Consider the following 19,133-nt stretch of genomic DNA (forward strand, 5'->3'; position numbering starts at 1 on the left):
GGAATAAGGAGAAATTAATTTTGAGAATAGTGATAGCAGATGATCATGCTGTTGTGCGCACAGGATTTTCTATGATTTTAAACTATCAAGAAGATATGGAAGTCGTTGGGACAGCAGCTGATGGTGTAGAAGCGTACCAGAAAGTAATGGAATACAAGCCAGATGTTTTAATTATGGACTTAAGCATGCCACCGGGTGAATCAGGGCTTATTGCAACAAGTAAGATTTCTGAGAGTTTTCCAGAAACAAAGATATTGATATTAACGATGTTTGACGATGAAGAATATTTATTTCATGTATTAAGAAATGGTGCAAAAGGTTATATTTTAAAAAATGCTCCAGATGAACAGCTTTTATTGGCTATAAGAACCGTTTATCAAGGTGAAACTTACGTAGATATGAAACTCACAACATCGCTAGTAAACGAATTCGTTAACAATTCCTCTCAAGATACTCAAGCGAGTAATGATCCTTTTAAAATTTTATCTAAAAGAGAAATCGAGATTTTGCCTTTAATTGCAAAAGGCTATGGCAATAAAGACATCGCTCAAAAGTTATTTGTATCTGTTAAAACGGTGGAAGCACATAAAACACATATCATGCAAAAACTAGACTTGAAAACGAAACCTGAATTAGTTGAATATGCAATGAAGAAAAAACTAGTCGACTTTTAAATCACATAGATTCATCAATATAGTGTTAGCTCGAAAAATGATTGTCCTATTCAATCATTTTTTCGCGCTAACTTTTTTTATAAAAGATTTGTTTACTGTGCTGTGAAACCGAAATATAAAGTAATAATAATGGCTAATGAATATAGGGGAAACCACCCATTAACTTAAGGGATAATCCTTATGTTAATTTTTTCACAATAATCATAAAATGAAAGTGTAGCCAGTATTTTGTAAACAAAAAGCATTTTTTAATTCGCTTATATTACACCAGTTTTAACTTTCATAAATATTAAATAATGCCCACATTTTTAAATTATAGAGTAACTGCGAAATACTGGCTATTTAATCATTGAAATTAAATAGATGAAAATGAAGGTGAAATGAATGAACAAAGCAAGTGGTGGTTTCCAACTTAGCTTACAAACGCTAAGTCTTGTAGTTGGATTTATGGCTTGGAGTATTATATCTCCATTAATGCCTTTTATCTCCCAAGATGTTAATATCACGGGGAATCAACTTTCAATTATTTTAGCAATACCCGTTATATTAGGTTCTATTTTAAGAGTACCATTTGGATATTTAACTAATATAATTGGTGCTAAATGGGTGTTTTTCTGTAGCTTTATTATTTTATTATTTCCTATTTACTTTTTAAGCCAAGCTCAAACGCCGGGTATGTTAATGGCTTCTGGTTTCTTCTTAGGTGTTGGGGGCGCAATTTTCTCAGTTGGTGTCACTTCAATACCTAAATATTTCCCTAAAGAAAGAGTAGGACTTGCTAACGGCATTTATGGCGTGGGGAACATTGGTACTGCAATTTCTTCATTTTTAGCTCCACCTATTGCAGGTATGATTGGATGGCAAACGACAGTTAGAGGCTATTTAATTGTTATTGTATTATTTGCAATTTTAATGTTTTTACTGGGTGATGCGAATGAGAAAAAAATAAAGGTGCCACTAGTTAAGCAGTCTAAAAAATTAATGAAAGATCTTAAGCTTTATTATTTATCATTATGGTATTTTATTACATTTGGTTCTTTTGTAGCGTTTGGATTATTTTTACCGAATTTTTTAGTTCAAAACTTTAACATTAGTGAAGTAGATGCTGGTATTAGATCTGGTATCTTTATCGCGTTAGCCACTTTTTTAAGACCACTGGGTGGGATTTTAGGTGACAAATTTAATGCAGTTATTTTATTAATGATAGATTTTGTATTTATGATTATAGGCGCAATTATTTTAGGATTTTCAAGTCATATATTATTGTTTACAGTCGGTTGCTTACTTATTAGTATCTGTGCAGGTACTGGTAATGGTCTCGTATTCAAACTCGTTCCATTCTATTTTGCAAAAGAATCAGGAGCGGCGAATGGTATTGTTTCAATGATGGGTGGGCTTGGTGGTTTCTTCCCTCCAATTGTTATATCATATGTTACGATGATGACCGGTACGAGCCATTTAGCATTTATATTTTTAGCATTCTTTGGTGTTATTGGCATTATTACCATGCTACATATCGTAAAAAAAGAAAATTTGAGACTGATCTCTTAAAATAGGCAGAAATTAAAATTAAGATAACAAATAGCGCTACATTTCCATAAGTTGGTAATGTAGCGCTATTTGTTATCTATGAATGTTTAGTCTATTTCGATGTTTGATTTCGGTTGTTCTTTTTGCTCTTTTTTAGGCAATGTTACAGTGAGTAAACCATTTTCATAAGAAGCTTTGATACTACTATCATCAACATTTTCAAATGGGAATTGACGGCTCAAATCACTGTGGTTACGTTCTTGGTGTAATGCACGTTTAGTGTCGTTTTCATCTTGAACTTCGACAGTTTGTTTACCTTCAATCGTTAGTAAATTATTTTCAAATTCTAAACTAATATTTTCTTTTTTAATACCTGGAAGTTCAGCTTCAACGATATAGGCGTTGTCTAATTCTTTAATATCTGATTTAATACCCTCAGTGCCAGGAAATTGTTCGAAAATTTGTTTCCCAAAATCTCTGAATAAATCACCTGGATTTACATCGATAAACGGATTGTTAAAATTTTTATTTTCAAAAGTCATGCTACATCTCTCCTCAGCGTAGTTTAATTGTTATATTTAATCGAATCGAATGGAATTGAAGTTTAAGTAATAAAAATTATAAAATTAAGGTGAACACTTGGTTTACCTTACAAATACATTATAATAAAATAGTCAAAGAAAATCAAAGTCAAACTATTAATCATTGTATTCATATTATTTTAGCATGAAAGTTGAAATATTTTGAAATGAAACGCTAGGATGTAGAGCCTGTTTTATAACAAGTGATTGTATAGTTTAGTTTCAGGAGTAAAGTAAAATAAGTGGGGATTGTAGTAAGTAGGATTAAAAAGAGGTGAGTCGAAGATAAAAATGTTATGTATGTATTACATTGTCCCATTTAACCTCAACAAACCCCATATGAATTAAATATCTTTCGCGAAATGTTTATTAACAAATTTTTGCAGTGTATCTTTTAAATCTATAGCTTCATCTATGTCCATGTCGAATTCACTAAAAACTTTTTTTGAAACTTTTGAAAGTGGTTCTTGCACGTTTGTCCCTTTATTAGTAAGTGCAATTTGCAAGTTACGTTCGTCATCAATCTCACGAGTTCTTGTTACGTAACCTTTTTTCTCAAGTTTTTTTAACAAAGGTGTAAGTGTTCCAGAATCTAAAAAGACACGCTCACCAAGCGTCTTAATATTAATTTTTTCGTCCACCTTAATTGCGAGTAAAACGATATAACCTGTATATGTTAAATCATACTCTTTTAAATGAGAAGTATACTTCTTAATTATTTCTTTAGAAGAAACATAAAATAGAAAGCATAGTTGCTGTTCCAGGTAGCTGTCCTTTTCCTCCATTTAATCACCCCTTTTGAAATTTAACCATATTATGAACACCATTCATTGTCAAGGAACGGTTGCGCACCTCTATATATAGCTTTTTATACTATTTTTTAACTATTATCTTATTAAATAAGTAAAAATTTAATGCTATAACATTCCGCACGTCTTAATTACCTTGAATTCATATAAAGATTATAAGCTTTAAATTAATACGACTAACTTTGAAATGAGATTGAAGTATTAAATGATATTAAGAAATGTTAACTTGATGTTTGGATTAATCTGAAATATAAGGAGATTTTGTTACAAAACAGTTATAACGCTTTATAATTGTATTATAATCAGTCATACTATTAATATTATGAATTTTAATGAGCGAGTATTAATGATTTGAGTAAGATATAACTTATATATTAGGTTAATGACTTACTTTACTATAGAAAGATATCGCGTTAACTAGAGGAGATTATAAATGAAGACATTTTTTAAAATTGTGGGTGTATTAATTATAGCGCTTATAATTTCAATTGTATTATTCTTTGCCATGAGAACATACCAAGGGCATAAACACTTAGAATTAGTTGATCATTATATGAAAGACCAAAATTTGACAGAGAAAATTAAATCTGAAGAAACGCTGTACAGTGCTAAAAAAGGTTTGTTTTATAAAGAAGTTAAATTTAAAGATGATCCAAAATATACTTATGTAGTTCAACCCATCAGCATGACTACAGGAATTGTAGTTCAAGGTTTTGATCCAGAGACAAATAAAGATATCAAAGGCGCTAAGCATAATGCATTTAAAAAAGATTATAAAATTAAAGACTAACTATAAAATTAATCATACAAAAAACGTATCTACAAATAGTGTAGATACGTTTTTTTCTATGACTCAGCAAACTATCAATAACATTTCATTGTAAAATAACACGTTACACAAATATAAAAAATGAGGATATACGTAAAAATAAGGGAGGCATAAGGCCATTTTATATAGGTTGAATAGGTGTGAGGCTATGACATAATAATATGTCTCAGTCTCACTTATTTCTAGTAAGCTTTGACGGGTTGGGATCATACGAAAAAATCTTGTGAGAAGTATTATGTTTCTGTCCTACTCCTTTTTATGAAAATTATAAACTGATTATGTTACTTAAATATTATTTATATTCGTATAAATTCACTTAAAGTATAAAATGAGTTTTTTAGTAGAATTTTTTGTGATTACAAAAAAAGCTATTCTGATATAATTAAGCGATGTCAGAAGAAGGAGCGTAACATCATGGCAATTATTAGAAGAATTAGTTTACCTATGCAGGTAATTATTGCATTGGTATTAGGTGTGGTCGTAGGTTTATTACTCTATGGTCACGATGAAGTCGCAAACTATATTCAACCGTTTGGCGACGTCTTCTTGAATTTAATAAAAATGATCGTAATACCAGTTGTTTTTTGTTCATTAGCTTTATCTATATCAAACGTAGGTGAATCTAAAACGGTTGGTCGTTATGGCTTTAAAACAATCTTGTATTTTGAAATTATAACAACAATAGCAATAGGTTTAGGACTAATTTTTGCAAATATATTTAAACCGGGTAGTGGACTAGACCCAGATAAATTACCAAAAGGTGACATTTCAAATTATGAAACTTCAGCTAAAGCTGCTGAGGAATCTACATATGGAAATCATTTAATCGATACAATCGTTGGTATAGTACCAACAAACTTTTTTGAAGCTTTAACTGCAGGTGAATTATTACCTATCATTTTCTTTTCTGTGTTTTTTGGTGTTGCATTATCAGCGATTGGAAAGAAAGCACAACCAGTTAAAGATTTTTTAAGTGGTTCGTTAGAAGCTATATTTTGGATGATTAATAAAATTCTTAAATTAGCGCCAATAGGTGTTTTCGCATTCATTTGTACTACAATTATGACATTTGGAGCTTCAGCATTGTTACCATTATTAAAATTGTTACTTGTTGTTATTGGCGCAATGATTTTCTTCGTTGTTGTCGTTTTAGGCATTGTAGCAAAAATGTGTGGTGTTAGTATTTTCTCTATAATGAAAATATTAAAAAATGAATTACTGTTAGCATTTTCAACTTCCAGCTCTGAATCCGTACTTCCAATCATTATGCAAAAAATGGAAAGATTCGGTTCACCAAAGGACGTTACGTCATTTGTAGTACCAATAGGCTATACATTCAACTTAGATGGTTCTGCATTATATCAATCCATCGCTGCATTATTCGTTGCGCAAATGTATGGTATTGATATGTCAATAGGCCAGCAACTAATGCTTATGCTTACTTTAATGGTTGCTTCAAAAGGTATGGCAGGCGTCCCAGGTGTTTCAATTGTCGTTCTCATAACAACATTAACTTCTATGGGTCTACCAGCAGAAGGATTAGCACTTATTATTGGCGTGGATCGCTTGTTAGATATGTTAAGAACATGTGTAAACGTTATGGGCAACGCCTTATCAACAATTGTAATTGCCAAATGGGAAAATGTTTATGATAAGGAAAAAGGCGAAGCATATTTGAAATCAATATAATAAATTTAAATCTGACATTTAAAACACTAAGTAGAGAAATAATTACTACTTAGTGTTTTTGTATAGATTAAGCAATTTGATAAAAGTGTTGGTAAAATCAAGTAAGAAAAAAGCAGTTAAATTTCCACTTAAGAAAATTTAACTGCTTTTATTTTTATGACGGAAAGTACTTTAGCATTTGCATAATCACTTGGATTACATGCCTTTCATTTCACCCATGTCATGAATTTTCATCATTAAGCCATGTGGCATATCGTCATGATCGATAACTTCCATTTCGCTATAAGTATCGTCACCTTCAGCTTTTACTAATTTAACAAAATCTCCACTCTTAGGTGAAAATCCAGATTCAGAAGGTAACTTCACATCTTCTTCTATCTTTTTATCTTTTTCGCTGATTACTTTTTCAGCTGTTGTACTGTTTTCCATATAACCATAATAAGTCTCTTTTGGACCACTAGACATCATCATAACGATTAAAACAATAGCAACAATTAACATCACTGAACTAATAACAATTGCAAACATTTTTTTGTTTTTCAAAGTTGAAATCTCCTTTATATCCGTTTCTTCTTTTATATCTGAAATGCTAAAATAATGCAATTATAAAGTGGATAATTATATTCGTTTTATAATAAATAGTACGATTTTAGACTTATTTATAAGATAAGCTAATTTAAGTATAACATTGATTGCTATTTAGGATGGTGAGATACGTATATACTTTAGCTCGTCATAATGAAGTTCAAACTCTAGAGGATTCGCTGTTCGTATAAATTGTTTTATCTCAGCTTTTGGCGTATTTGCTTGTTCTATATAATGCAAGAGTGTGCGTTCGATATAGGTTTCATTTAATAAAGGTGGTAGGGCGTAATCAATAAAACCATGTTCTCTGTTAAGTGTTTGTATAAATAGCATTGCCTTAGTAGGTAATACATGAGGTCTTAGGACAAATTTATGTACTTCTTGTGGTGAAAAGCGATGTTTCAATGAATTAAATAATAATATGTGTATATTTTGAAAATCTTTAAAAACGATATAATTTTCATGGATTGATAAAGGCTTGCCAATAAAAGGTTTTACAATTTGATATAGATACATTAAAGGCTCATATATTCCGTGACGATTCATTAATGCAATATCCATGCTATCTTTAGTCATTAATTCGTAACCTACGCCACACCCGCGATTGAGCATAATTAATATATGACACATTAAGTCGGCAGTTTCTAAAGGTGTATTTTCTTTATATAATTTAAAACACTTTTTGGTGAGTTTGGTATATACAAATTTAGAAGTGTGAATTTGTGATGCGTCAATGAGTTGGTTATAGTAATCAAAATAGCTCATTGAATGATTAAACATATTACTTTTTTTATTAAGCAATGATTGGATATCTTTTTGTTCAATATCAATAAAGTAAAAATCAAAGTTAAATCTGCGTAATATATCAAATGCACTTTTTAAGGCATGCGTTTGTTTGATCACGCCTTCAACTGTTATAGCTAATTTTACATGTATATTTAAATCTTGTACTTTAATATATAAACGGTTGATTTCTTTTAAGGACAAATGTTCAGCATCGAAAAGCATTATAAAATTATAGTTAGATTGTTGTTGATGATAATCATTTTTATATTTTAAAAATTGTAAGATGATATCTTGAATAAATTTAAATTGCTGCCTAGATTTAATCTTAATTGCGATACCTACATTGTTTGAAAACAATGAATCAATGAAGTCAATCAAACCAGTGAAACTCAACTTTTCTAAAGCTAGCTTACTAATATTATTAATCATTAAATAGGATTCGGATAAATCAGTAAAATTGAGATTGGTGTTTAAAGTTGATTGAACTATATCCATTAGGTCATCAATGTGAATAAAAAGCGTCGGTGTTTTTGCAATATCTTTGTAGGTTAATTGATCCAATTCGATATTCATTTGATTAGATGGCAATGGCTTTTCTACTGAAATAGATTCGAAATAGGGGATATAATTACTAACATCTTCGTTAATTAGCTTAATAGGCATACGTTGTAATACCATGAACTTTTTCCTGTATTCATTAGGTGTCATATTCAAGTGGTTTTTAAATTGATTTGTATAATTTGGATAATGGTTAAATCCCATATTTTCTGAGATGGCATGGATTGTCTCTTTACTATGTACTAATTCTGCTAAGGAGACGGCTACCTTTAAGCTAGCAATATAATGTTTGAAACTTATACCTAAGTATTTCTTGAACAAAATAGAGATATACGGTGCTGATATATAAAAAGAATTAGAAATATCTTTTGAAAAAATAGGCTGAGTGATATGAGCTTTAATAAATACAGTGATTTTATTTAATAAATTACTTTCAGATTGAATAGAAGGTACATAAATAAAATCTTGTTTAATTTTAGCTTCTTTATTTAAAATAGTAATAAGTTCAATGATATTTGAAGATTTCGTATCGTTTAAGCGACTTAATTGCTCAATCATAGTTAATGTTAAATATTTGATATATTCACTAGAATTTATCAATTTGAAATTATAATAACAATGAAAGAATGATTGATCTATTTCCGCAAATTGCTGTACAGGTATTGTTAATTCAACAAGTTGTTCAGCGTTCGTTATATGATATAAATCGCTATGATTGATGACGATAAGATTGCTGCCAACAGACTCATGTTTCCCATTGATTACGACGTCAAGTTGGTTATTTAAAGAAAATAACAAGATTACTCGGTCGATACAACGTCGTGTGTATGTACTTAAATATTCATGAATACATAGTGTTGTACTTTCCATCATAAAAGCAACTCCTAATAGAAAAAATGATTTGTTGAACAAATTCCATTATATAATAAAATGTTGTGAACAGTAACACTTTAAATATAAATGTTTTTGAATATAATGTTGTTATAACGATGTAAAAATTAAATATAGAACAACTTAAAATGAGGCACGTATAAATTTTCACTATACAATAACACATTTTTAATTCATATACGTATTTTTTAGAGGAGGTTATTCATTTATGAATCATATTTATTCCAACTTTTATACCACATATAATAAAATAACTGATTTAAAACCTTATATATTAGGCATTGTACTTCATGATGATGCTGAGAATTATACTGCCAAAGATTATATAGATTGGCTAAATAATAGAATCGAAAAAAATGAACTTGAAAAAGGATGGGCAAGTGTTTATGTAGATACGGATACTTGCTATTGGTTTCACCCAACAGAATATGTTGAATGGCATTGTGGTAACGCCTATGCCAATACACATTTTATAGGTATAGAACGATGCCAATCTAAAAGAGATGGTGTGCTTACAGATCAAGAATTTATGGAAAATGAAGAAGTTAGTTTTTGGGTTGCTGCGCTATTATTAAAAAAATACAATTTACCAGTTAACAGAAATACCGTTAGAATACACAAAGAATTTTTTAAAACTGAATGTTCAGACAGGGCATGGAAGATTCATCTTGAAGATGCACAGACAAATCCAGAATCTATAATAAAACTAAAAGATTATTTTATAACTAAAATTAAAGGATATTATAATAAAGTTGGTGATTCTGAACTCGAAAATATAGGCTGATTATCATTTAGTATGTGGCATATATCTCTTGGAATAAGTAGTGTAAAAGTTCATTTAGCTATTGCGTAAATTATTGGAACCGGTTACAATTAAAATATTCATATTTATGGAACCGGTTCTATTTAAATGGGAGGTATAGAGATGAACTATAAAAAATCTGCTGCAGAAATACTACAAGCAATCGGTGGAGAAGAAAATATAGATGCGATGGCACATTGTGCTACACGATTACGTCTTGTTCTTAAGGATGAAACCTTAGTAGATGAAAAAGAATTATCCGAAATGGATGTTGTGAAGGGAACATTTTCTACCGGGGGCCAATATCAAATTATTATAGGTTCGGGTACTGTGAACAAGGTATTTACAGAGTTAGAAAGCATAACAGGTAAAGAAGCTGCTACGACATCAGAAGTAAAAGCAGAAGGTAATAAAAACATGAATCCATTCCAGAGGTTTGTGAAAATGTTATCTGATATATTTGTACCAATTATTCCTGCAATCGTAGCAGGTGGTTTATTAATGGGGATTAATAATATTCTAACAGCACCAGGTATTTTCTATGATAAACAGTCGTTAATAGAAGTACATAATCAATTCAAAGGTCTGGCAGAAATGATTAACATCTTTGCGAATGCACCGTTTACGCTACTACCAATTTTAATTGGATTTAGCGCTGCTAAACGCTTTGGAGGAAACGCCTTTCTTGGTGCAGCCTTAGGGATGATTCTTGTTCATCCAGAGTTAATGAGTGCCTATGATTATCCCAAAGCTTTAGAAGAAGGGAAAGAAATACCTTCTTGGAATGTACTTGGTTTGGAAATAAATCAGGTAGGTTATCAAGGGCAAGTATTACCAATGTTAGTAGCTGCTTATATTTTAGCTAATTTAGAAAAGGGTTTACGTAAAGTAGTACCAGCTGTATTAGATAATTTATTAACACCGTTACTTTCAATTTTAGTAACTGCATTTTTAACATTTTTATTTGTTGGACCTATCACACGCACATTAGGTTATTGGTTGTCTGATGGACTAACATGGTTATATGAATTTGGTGGCGCAATTGGAGGACTTATTTTTGGATTGTTATATGCGCCAATTGTAATTACAGGTATGCACCACAGTTTTATTGCAATTGAAACACAACTCATTGCAGATAGTGCTTCCACAGGTGGTTCATTTATTTTCCCAATAGCAACGATGTCCAACATAGCGCAGGGTGCAGCAGCTTTAGCCGCATTCTTTATTATAAAAAAGAACAAGAAATTAAAAGGTGTAGCATCTGCTGCGGGCATCTCAGCACTTTTAGGTATTACGGAACCTGCAATGTTTGGGGTGAATCTAAAATTAAGGTATCCATTCATTGGAGCGATTGTAGGTTCAGGTATTGGTTCAGCTTACATCTCATTCTTTAAAGTTAAAGCAATTGCTTTAGGTACTGCAGGACTTCCAGGTTTTATATCTATTAGCGGCCAGAATAACGGTTGGTTACATTATGGTATCGCCATGCTCATTACCTTTATCGTAGCCTTTGCGGTTACGTATGGTCTATCTTTTAGAAAAAACTATAAAAATGAAGTAGGATAATTATATAAATTCTAGTGAGATTTAGACTTTTGCTATAACGCATAAAAATAAACCCAACGTTAATTACAATGTGGGTTTATTTTTATGATAAATATCAATTTTTAGGATGCCTTCAAAGCTTTTGTTTACGCCATAAAAATGCGCCGACAATCGTCACGATGACTAATGAAATAGCAATGACAATCAGCCATGATACATAGCTGTGATCATCTATAGGTAAGGGTACGTTCATACCAAAAAAACTAAAGACCAATGTAGGCAAGGTTAAGAAAACAGTAAACAACGTTAATGTCTTCATCGTATTGTTCATTTCATTAGAAAGTAACGAGGCGTAAGAAGTTGTAATACTCTCTAAAATGTCCGTATATAATTTTGTGGTTTCTAAGGCTTGGTTATTCTCGATAACCAAATCTTCCAACAAATCTTCATCTTCATCAAAACGCTTAATCGCAGGTAGTCGGAATAATTTTTTGATAATGGCTTCATTGCCTTTAAGTGCAGCAAGAAAATATACTAAACTTTTCTCGACTTCCATTAAATTATAAAGTTGTTTATTCGTGACATTATTTTTCAAATCACGTTCGATGCGTAATCTTGTTTTATTAAGTAATCTAAGATTTCTATTATAGTGGTTGGAAATTGTCAGTAATATATTAAGCGCAAAGCGACTATGAAAATGTAGATTAATATTTTGGCGATTAAACTTTTCAAGAAACTCATTTTCAGTATTACATACGGTTATTATTTTTTTGTTACCAATGATGATACCTAAAGGAATAGTAATAAATGAAAGTACTTTTAAGTTTGTATCATTAACAACTGGGATATCGAGAATGATTAGTGAATAACGTGTATCTTCATCATACTCTACACGAGCGCTTTCTTCTGTATCTAATGGGTCCCGAACAAAGTCGTCTGGAATACCGTATAAATTTATTAAAGATTCAATTTCTTCCCAATTTGGATCAACTACATTTACCCAGGAAGCGGATTGATCTAATGGAGATTCAACAATCTCATGTGTTTGTGTGTGTTTATATGCAGTAATCATAATACAAATAGTTCCTTTCTCTAAAATTCTTTTTAATACTAGCGAAGAAATACAAAGATGACAAGTTTAATTTGTGAAATCAGTATGTTGGTGCTCATTTGCCATAAGACGTAAAGGACCATTAAAGATAATTTTAAACAAATAATCAACTACCGTCTCTGGATTCATTCTATCTTCATCTTGTACCCAATGCTTAATAAATGAAATCATGGCCCCTGCAGTATAACTATGAAAATAGTCTAAAGGAATATCTGCAATTGTATTGTTATTTGAAACATTTTTTTTCATATTATTCAGCATGATATCGGAAATTTTATTTTCAATTTGACTTTTACGTTCCAAGCTAAAAATAACTTTGTAGAAATCTATATGATCATATAAATAAGTCACTACTTTTTTTAAAATATCTTCTGTAAAATGCTTAGTAAAGGCCTCTAAATCATCATTCTGCATAATGACTTTATCGAAATCAACTGCAGACGATAAAGCTAAAGTATATTCATCTTCCATATCAGAAAGTAAAATATATTTATCTTCATAGTGTAAATAAAAAGTACCACGGTTCACATCGGCTAATTGTGTAATATTTTGTATCGTAATTTTTTCTAAATCTTTTTCTTCAAGCAATTGTATAAAAGCATTTTTAATTGCTGTTTTCGTTTTACGGACACGTCGATCTTCTGGCATAGTCGTCACCTCATTAGAGTTAATTAACAATATGTATTTATATGTTGATAAACAAACAATATGATTGTTATTGCATATTGAATATTCGATTAACCTCATTATAATAAACAAAGTAATCAATAATCAACACGATGTTTAATAAGGAGGTAAATAATATGAATATATTTAAAAGCAAATTACTTTGGGTTGCACCAATAGCGATATTAATTATACTTGCTATTTTTTCAATTGGATTTTATCCTGCATATAATCCCCAACCGAAAGAGATGCCGATTGCAATTGTGAATCACGATGAAGGGACATCTATTCAAAATAAAGATATAAGCATAGGTGAAAATTTAGAAGATAAATTAAAGGATAGTGACTCAAATGAAATAAAATGGGTCAATGTAGATAGTGAAAAAGAAGCACGCAAAGGATTAGATGAACAAAAATATTTTGGTGCTGCAATTTTCGAAAAAGACTTTTCAAAAAATGCGATGAGTAAAACTCAAAAGGTAGTAATGGATAGTAAGAAACAAGAAATGGAAGATAAAGTGAAATCAGGTGAAATGCCAGCTGCTCAAGCTAAACAAATACAACAAAAAATGAGTGAATCGAGTAGTAGTCAAGGTATAACAGTTAAGCAAGCTGAATTTAAAACACTTACGAACAGTGGGGCAAATATGCAAGCTTCACAAATGTCATCCAGTGTACTCACAGGTATAGGAGATAATCTGAATAAGCAAATTTCTGAGCAGGCGCTAGATACATTAGATAAACAAAATGTAAAAGTGAATGCGAGCGACATCAAAGATATTACAACGCCAGTGAATGTAGTAAATAAAAAAGTGAATGAAGTGAAGGACCACCAAGCTAGCGGTAACGCGCCATTCTTAATGTTTATGCCAGTGTGGATAAGTTCAATTGTAGTTTCAATATTGCTATTCTTTGCATTTAGAACCAGTAATATTGTTAAAATTTCGCAACGTATCATTGCTTCATTAGGTCAAATGATTCTAAGTGTAATCACAGCATTTATTGGTGGATTTGGGTATGTTTATTTCATGTCAGGCGTGTTAGGTTTTGACTTCCCTGATATAAATAAAATAGCAATTTATATATCTATTTCCATTCTAGGATTTATAGGATTAATCTTGGGTGTAATGACGTGGCTAGGTATGAAAGCAATACCTATTTTCTTTATTGCAATGTTCTTTAGCATGCAACTCGTAACCTCGCCAAAACAAATGTTACCTAAATTCTATCAAGACTATATAGTGAATTGGAATCCATTTACGCACTATGCTGAATATTTACGAGAATTACTCTATATGCATCAGTCATTAGAAATGAATTCAACGATGTGGATGTTTGTAGGATTTATCATTTTCGGTATCATTTCATCTCTCTTAGCAGCAATAATTAGAAAGCATAGTGGAAAACGTTCAGAATTACCATCTTAAACAAAGTAATTAACTGTATATTACAATCAATTAGAGAAAAATTGAATTAGAATTAAGATCAAATAAAAAAGGCTTCCCAAAATTTGGGGAGCCTTTTTTTTATTACTTACACCTCAATAAAAACATGAAAATGAGAATTAATTAATTTGAATATATTTATACGATTAAATTCATTAAAAAGACATAATTATTTTACACGTAAAATCAATAAAATAACTAGGGAAATACTGATAACAAAGCGTTTTATAAGGGGTCTGATACATCGTTGAAATATGATTGCAAAAACATTTAGAAATATCCCTCTAATTTTAATAAAAAATTAACACTAAATTTACAAATATGCGTTATAATTCACATAGTTTACAAATAATTTAAAGAGGTGTAACAATGGATTCATCTGTTATGGAGATAATTTTCACTTTTATCGGTGGATTAGGTATATTTTTATACGGGATTAAGCAAATGGGCGACGGCTTACAAGCTTCAGCAGGAGACCGTCTTAGAAGTATATTAAATAAATTTACGAGCAACCCGCTTATGGGCGTACTTGCAGGTATGATAGTTACGATTTTGATACAAAGTAGTTCAGGTACAACAGTAATTACGATTGGACTTGTAAGTGCAGGATTTATGACAATGCGTCAAGCCATTGGCGTTGTAATGGGAGCGAATATAGGCACAACGGTTACAGCATTTATTATAGGTATTGATCTTGGTGCATATTCGTTACCAATATTAGCTATTGGTGCATTTTTAATATTCTTTGTTCAAAAACGTAAAGTTAAAAATATTGGTATGATTTTATTTGGTTTTGGTTCGCTATTCTATGGATTAGAATTAATGAGCGGCGCCGTAAAACCACTTGCTAATTTAGATGGTTTCCATCAATTCATGTTAGACATGTCAACGAATCCAATTTTTGGTGTAGCAGCAGGTACAATCATAACAGTTGTCATCCAAAGTTCGAGTGCCACAATTGGTATACTACAAGGGTTCTTTGCGAACGACTTAATTAGTTTAAATGGTGCTTTGCCAGTATTATTAGGCGACAATATAGGTACAACAATTACAGCAGTACTCGCAAGTTTAGCTGGCTCACTTGCTTCAAAACGTGTAGCAGCAGTACATGTTATGTTTAACGTAATAGGTGCGGCAATATTCTTAGCGATTTTACCTATATATCAATGGGCTGTCGAATGGATGCAAGGCGCAATGAACTTAAATCCAGAAATGACAATTGCATTTGCACACGGCACATTTAATGTAACAAATACATTAATCCAATTACCATTTATATTTGTCTTAGCTTGGATCGTTACGAAACTTATTCCAGGTGAAGATATCAATGAAAAATACAAACCTAGACATCTAGATAAAAATTTAATTAATAGAGCTCCAAGTATCGCTTTACAAGAAGCACAAGATGAAATCCAAAACATTGGACGCATGACATTCTCTTTATTAGAGAATGTGAGTGAATATAATGAAAAAAATGAGAAAAAAGTACTTCAAAAGCATGCCGCTATTAATAATATGCATGAAAATGTAAAAGAATATTTAACGAAAATATCTGAGAAAAAGATATCTAAAAAAGATGCAGAAAGAATGTCAGTGTTATTTGACGTAAATCGTACGATGTTAAAAGTAGCTGGATTATCTGAAGCATATATATTAGATTTGAAACAATTGCATAATGAACCAGTACAAATCTCTGATAAAGCTACACAAAGTATCGATAAACTCTATTCACACGTGAACACGTCATTCGAAAAATCAGTTGAAATGTTTAGCGTATATGACAAAGTTAAAAAAGATGAAATTGTTAATTTAAGTAATGATTCATATACACTTGAACACGATTTAAGAAAAAAACATATTAAGCGTTTAAGTTCAGGTGAATGTTCACCAGAAGGTGGTCTGTTATATCTAGATATGATTGCTATACTAGAACGTATCGGCTATCATTCGAGAAATATATCAGAAGCAATGATTGATATTGACGAACTTTCAAATGAAGAAGAAACAGAACATACTGTAGGTTGGACTTACTAAAGTTTAATTAAATATAAAGTTAAAAGCTGAGAAAGTTTGTTGTAAAACAGACTTTCTCAGCTTTTTTTATGTTGTTGAAAATTAACCAATATTGCTATAGCTGACACAATAAAATACATGTATCAAACCAATTCAATTTTAATCCTTAGTAAAGAGATAGGGATACTTGACAAAATGTCATAGAAGGCATAATATTACATATAATAAAATTTTCAGAAAACTGATATGGGGGGACAGCATGTGACAGCCATTAGCATTCTTGATCAAAGTCCAATAGATAAAAATGAAACAGTAAACGACGGTATAGCTCGTACCGTTGAATTGGCACAACTAGCAGATAAATTAAATTATACAAGGTACTTTGTTGCTGAACATCACAATATAGAAGAAGTAGCTGGTACGAGTCCGGAGATACTTGTAACACATATATTGAATCACACAAAAAATATACGTGTAGGTTCTGGTGGCGTAATGTTGCAACATTATAGTCCATTCAAAGTTATAGAACAATTTCATTTCATTAGTCATTTAGCACCTGGAAGAGTCGATTTAGGTATAGGTAAAGCACCGGGAGGCTTTCCTTTAGCAACACAAGCGTTGCAAACAGAATTCAAGTCACCTCAAACAAGCTTCAATGATAAATTTCATTTATTAAATCAATTTAATAATGGCGATTTTTCTGAAGACGAAGATTATCGACAATTACAAACAACGATTCGCAATAATGAAATACCTACACCACAAATTTATCTACTAGGTGGTAGTGAACGTTCTGCTCAATTTGCTGCTACAGAAAAAGTTGGGTTTATATATGCATTTTTCATAAATTCAAATATTGAAACATTACAACAAGCCCTTAAAGATTATAAGCAACAATTTCCTGAAGGCAGAGTCATTGTAGGAGTAGCTGCCGTTGTATCAGAGAATAAAGAAGAACAAGCAATAGTTAAAGAAGGTAGCACAAATTACGCTTTACATTTCGAGGACGGTAGAAAAATCACTGTCAATACAAAGGAACAAGTAGAAAAATTTAAAAAACAAAGTGACGAAGACTTTGAAGTTGAAGAAAAACAAATAGATGTTTTTAATGGTTCCGCAGATGAAATTAAGCAACAGCTCAATCAATTAAATCATGACGGCAATATAGATGAATTTATGCTACATATGCCAGTTCAAAATCATAAATTAAGAATTAAAACAGTAGAACAACTAGCTATAACGAATAACAAAGAAAAGCAGAAAGAAGGGGTATTATGAGTCAAAATAAAATCGATTTTGGAATCATGTTAAACGGTCCTGGTGGTCATATGCATGCTTGGAAATCTAAAGACGTACCGAGTGATGCCAGTACAAATTTTGAGTTTCAACTTGATGTCGCTAAAAAAGCTGAACAAGCAGGATTCAGTTTTGTATTTGTAGCAGATGGATTATTTATTCATGAGAAATCTATTCCACACTTTTTAGATAGACATGAGCCGTTAACATTTTTAGCTGCGCTTGCGCCGGTAACTCAACGTATTGGGTTAGTTGGTACCATTTCAACGTCATATAGTGAACCCTTCACTGTTGCTCGACAACTCGCAACAATCGATAAAATCAGTCACGGCCGTGCAGGCTGGAACATAGTAACTTCGCCACTTGCTGGTAGTGCTGATAATTATAGTAAAGGAGACCATCCTGAACATGATGTCAGATATGATATTGCTGAGGAACATCTTCAAGTCGTTCAAGGATTATGGGATTCTTACGAAGATGATGCCTTTACATTTGATGTTGAGACTGGTGCATATTTAGATAAGGAAAAAATGCATACGTTAGATTATAAGGGACAATATTTTCAAGTTAAGGGCCCATTAAATGCCAGTCGTTCAGAGCAAGGTCAACCTGTCATATTTCAAGCAGGTGCATCTCCTAAAGGACAAGCATATGCAGCTCAATATGCTGATGCAGTATTTACTTTAGGTGAATCACTGGATATTGCTAAAAGTAATTACGACAGTATTAAATCACAAGCCAAAACGTTTGGGCGTGATCCACAAAACATTAAAGTATATCCTATATTATCCCCAGTTATTGGTAAGTCGAGCGATGAGGTAGAAGCACGCTTTGATGAAATAAAATCATTGGCGACAATTGACGAAGCTTTAGATTACTTAGGCAGATATTATGATCATCATGATTTCAGTCAATATGATCTCGATGCACCGTTTCCAGATTTAGGTGAAGTGGGGCAAAATAGCTTCCGTGCAACTGCAGATTCTATCGCGGCACGTGCAAAACAAAATAATTTAACATTGAGAGATGTTGCTTTAGAAGAAACAGCTCGTCGCTCTCCTTTCACTGGAACTTATGAAGAAGTAGCAAACTTACTCATTGAATGGTTTGAACATGGCGCAGCAGATGGATTTATCTTCGGGCCTCATATTAACGGACCTGTATATGATGAATTTTTAAATAATGTATTACCTATTTTAGAAGAAAAAGGTTATTACGATAAAGCATATCAAGGAGATACATTACGCGATCACATTGGTATTCCTTTTAAAGAAAATAGATATAGTAAGTCAGAAGTAACACATTAATACTCAATAAATAATA

At 31.5% G+C, this 19,133-nt stretch carries 16 protein-coding genes; 10 read left to right on the forward strand and 6 right to left on the reverse strand.

Features of this window, described 5'->3' with window-relative positions; genetic code table 11:
* Positions 1-20 precede the first annotated feature (20 nt).
* Together nreC and AAA453_RS04410 are read left to right on the forward strand one after the other, a co-directional pair.
* Positions 21-674 carry a nitrate respiration regulation response regulator NreC gene (gene nreC / locus AAA453_RS04405; protein WP_069817654.1) on the forward strand — a complete coding sequence of 218 codons (654 nt, stop codon included), beginning with the start codon at positions 21-23 and terminating at the stop codon, positions 672-674.
* A gap of 384 nt (positions 675-1,058) precedes the next feature.
* Positions 1,059-2,225 (forward strand): nitrate/nitrite transporter, encoded by a 1,167-nt coding sequence (locus AAA453_RS04410; protein ID WP_427706541.1) that lies wholly within the window; start codon positions 1,059-1,061, stop codon positions 2,223-2,225.
* A gap of 86 nt (positions 2,226-2,311) precedes the next feature.
* Here the strand turns inward: AAA453_RS04410 and AAA453_RS04415 are convergent, their stop codons facing one another.
* Positions 2,312-2,746 (reverse strand): Hsp20/alpha crystallin family protein, encoded by a 435-nt coding sequence (locus AAA453_RS04415; protein WP_285324175.1) that lies wholly within the window; start codon positions 2,744-2,746, stop codon positions 2,312-2,314.
* A 383-nt stretch (positions 2,747-3,129) separates the two neighbouring features.
* Positions 3,130-3,570, reverse strand: a complete 441-nt coding sequence (locus AAA453_RS04420) for a MarR family winged helix-turn-helix transcriptional regulator (protein ID WP_285324173.1) — start codon at positions 3,568-3,570, stop codon at positions 3,130-3,132.
* Positions 3,571-4,027: 457 nt separating this feature from the next.
* On the opposite strand from AAA453_RS04420, the gene AAA453_RS04425 reads away from it, so the two are divergent.
* Both AAA453_RS04425 and AAA453_RS04430 read left to right on the forward strand, forming a co-directional pair.
* Positions 4,028-4,384, forward strand: a complete 357-nt coding sequence (locus tag AAA453_RS04425; protein WP_427706543.1) for a DUF3139 domain-containing protein — start codon at positions 4,028-4,030, stop codon at positions 4,382-4,384.
* Positions 4,385-4,837: 453 nt separating this feature from the next.
* Positions 4,838-6,112: a cation:dicarboxylate symporter family transporter gene (locus AAA453_RS04430; protein WP_427706545.1), complete on the forward strand. Its 1,275-nt coding sequence runs from the start codon at positions 4,838-4,840 to the stop codon at positions 6,110-6,112.
* Between the two features lie 195 nt (positions 6,113-6,307).
* On the opposite strand, the gene AAA453_RS04435 is transcribed toward AAA453_RS04430, so the two are convergent.
* Both AAA453_RS04435 and rsp read right to left on the reverse strand, forming a co-directional pair.
* Positions 6,308-6,655: a DUF4889 domain-containing protein gene (locus tag AAA453_RS04435; protein ID WP_427706547.1), complete on the reverse strand. Its 348-nt coding sequence runs from the start codon at positions 6,653-6,655 to the stop codon at positions 6,308-6,310.
* 156 nt (positions 6,656-6,811) lie between these two features.
* Positions 6,812-8,914: an AraC family transcriptional regulator Rsp gene (gene rsp, locus AAA453_RS04440; protein ID WP_427706550.1), complete on the reverse strand. Its 2,103-nt coding sequence runs from the start codon at positions 8,912-8,914 to the stop codon at positions 6,812-6,814.
* 226 nt (positions 8,915-9,140) lie between these two features.
* Between rsp and AAA453_RS04445 the strand changes: the two genes are divergently transcribed.
* Together AAA453_RS04445 and AAA453_RS04450 are read left to right on the forward strand one after the other, a co-directional pair.
* On the forward strand, positions 9,141-9,716 hold the full coding sequence (locus tag AAA453_RS04445; RefSeq protein WP_427706552.1) for a peptidoglycan recognition protein family protein: 576 nt from the start codon (positions 9,141-9,143) through the stop codon (positions 9,714-9,716).
* Positions 9,717-9,857: 141 nt separating this feature from the next.
* Positions 9,858-11,300 (forward strand): sucrose-specific PTS transporter subunit IIBC, encoded by a 1,443-nt coding sequence (locus AAA453_RS04450; RefSeq protein WP_427706554.1) that lies wholly within the window; start codon positions 9,858-9,860, stop codon positions 11,298-11,300.
* Between the two features lie 112 nt (positions 11,301-11,412).
* Here the strand turns inward: AAA453_RS04450 and AAA453_RS04455 are convergent, their stop codons facing one another.
* Both AAA453_RS04455 and AAA453_RS04460 read right to left on the reverse strand, forming a co-directional pair.
* A complete protein-coding gene (locus AAA453_RS04455) occupies positions 11,413-12,351 on the reverse strand; it encodes a magnesium transporter CorA family protein (protein ID WP_427706556.1) in 939 nt (312 codons plus the stop codon).
* A gap of 66 nt (positions 12,352-12,417) precedes the next feature.
* On the reverse strand, positions 12,418-13,038 hold the full coding sequence (locus tag AAA453_RS04460; RefSeq protein ID WP_427706558.1) for a TetR/AcrR family transcriptional regulator: 621 nt from the start codon (positions 13,036-13,038) through the stop codon (positions 12,418-12,420).
* A gap of 155 nt (positions 13,039-13,193) precedes the next feature.
* Here AAA453_RS04460 and AAA453_RS04465 point away from each other — a divergent pair, with 155 nt between their 5' ends.
* The 4 genes from AAA453_RS04465 (at position 13,194) to AAA453_RS04480 (ending at position 19,117) form a co-directional block, all read left to right on the forward strand.
* On the forward strand, positions 13,194-14,483 hold the full coding sequence (locus tag AAA453_RS04465) for an ABC transporter permease (protein WP_427706560.1): 1,290 nt from the start codon (positions 13,194-13,196) through the stop codon (positions 14,481-14,483).
* A 387-nt stretch (positions 14,484-14,870) separates the two neighbouring features.
* Positions 14,871-16,535, forward strand: coding sequence for a Na/Pi cotransporter family protein (locus AAA453_RS04470; protein WP_427706562.1), 1,665 nt, complete (start codon positions 14,871-14,873; stop codon positions 16,533-16,535).
* Between the two features lie 240 nt (positions 16,536-16,775).
* Positions 16,776-17,792 (forward strand): LLM class flavin-dependent oxidoreductase, encoded by a 1,017-nt coding sequence (locus tag AAA453_RS04475; RefSeq protein ID WP_427706564.1) that lies wholly within the window; start codon positions 16,776-16,778, stop codon positions 17,790-17,792.
* Entirely contained in the window at positions 17,789-19,117 is a 1,329-nt protein-coding gene (locus AAA453_RS04480) for an LLM class flavin-dependent oxidoreductase (protein WP_427706566.1), read from the forward strand. Before AAA453_RS04475 ends, AAA453_RS04480 begins: the two co-directional genes overlap by 4 nt.
* Positions 19,118-19,133 lie beyond the last annotated feature (16 nt).

The organism is Staphylococcus parequorum, from assembly GCF_039237145.1.
GTDB classification, from domain to species: domain Bacteria; phylum Bacillota; class Bacilli; order Staphylococcales; family Staphylococcaceae; genus Staphylococcus; species Staphylococcus equorum_A.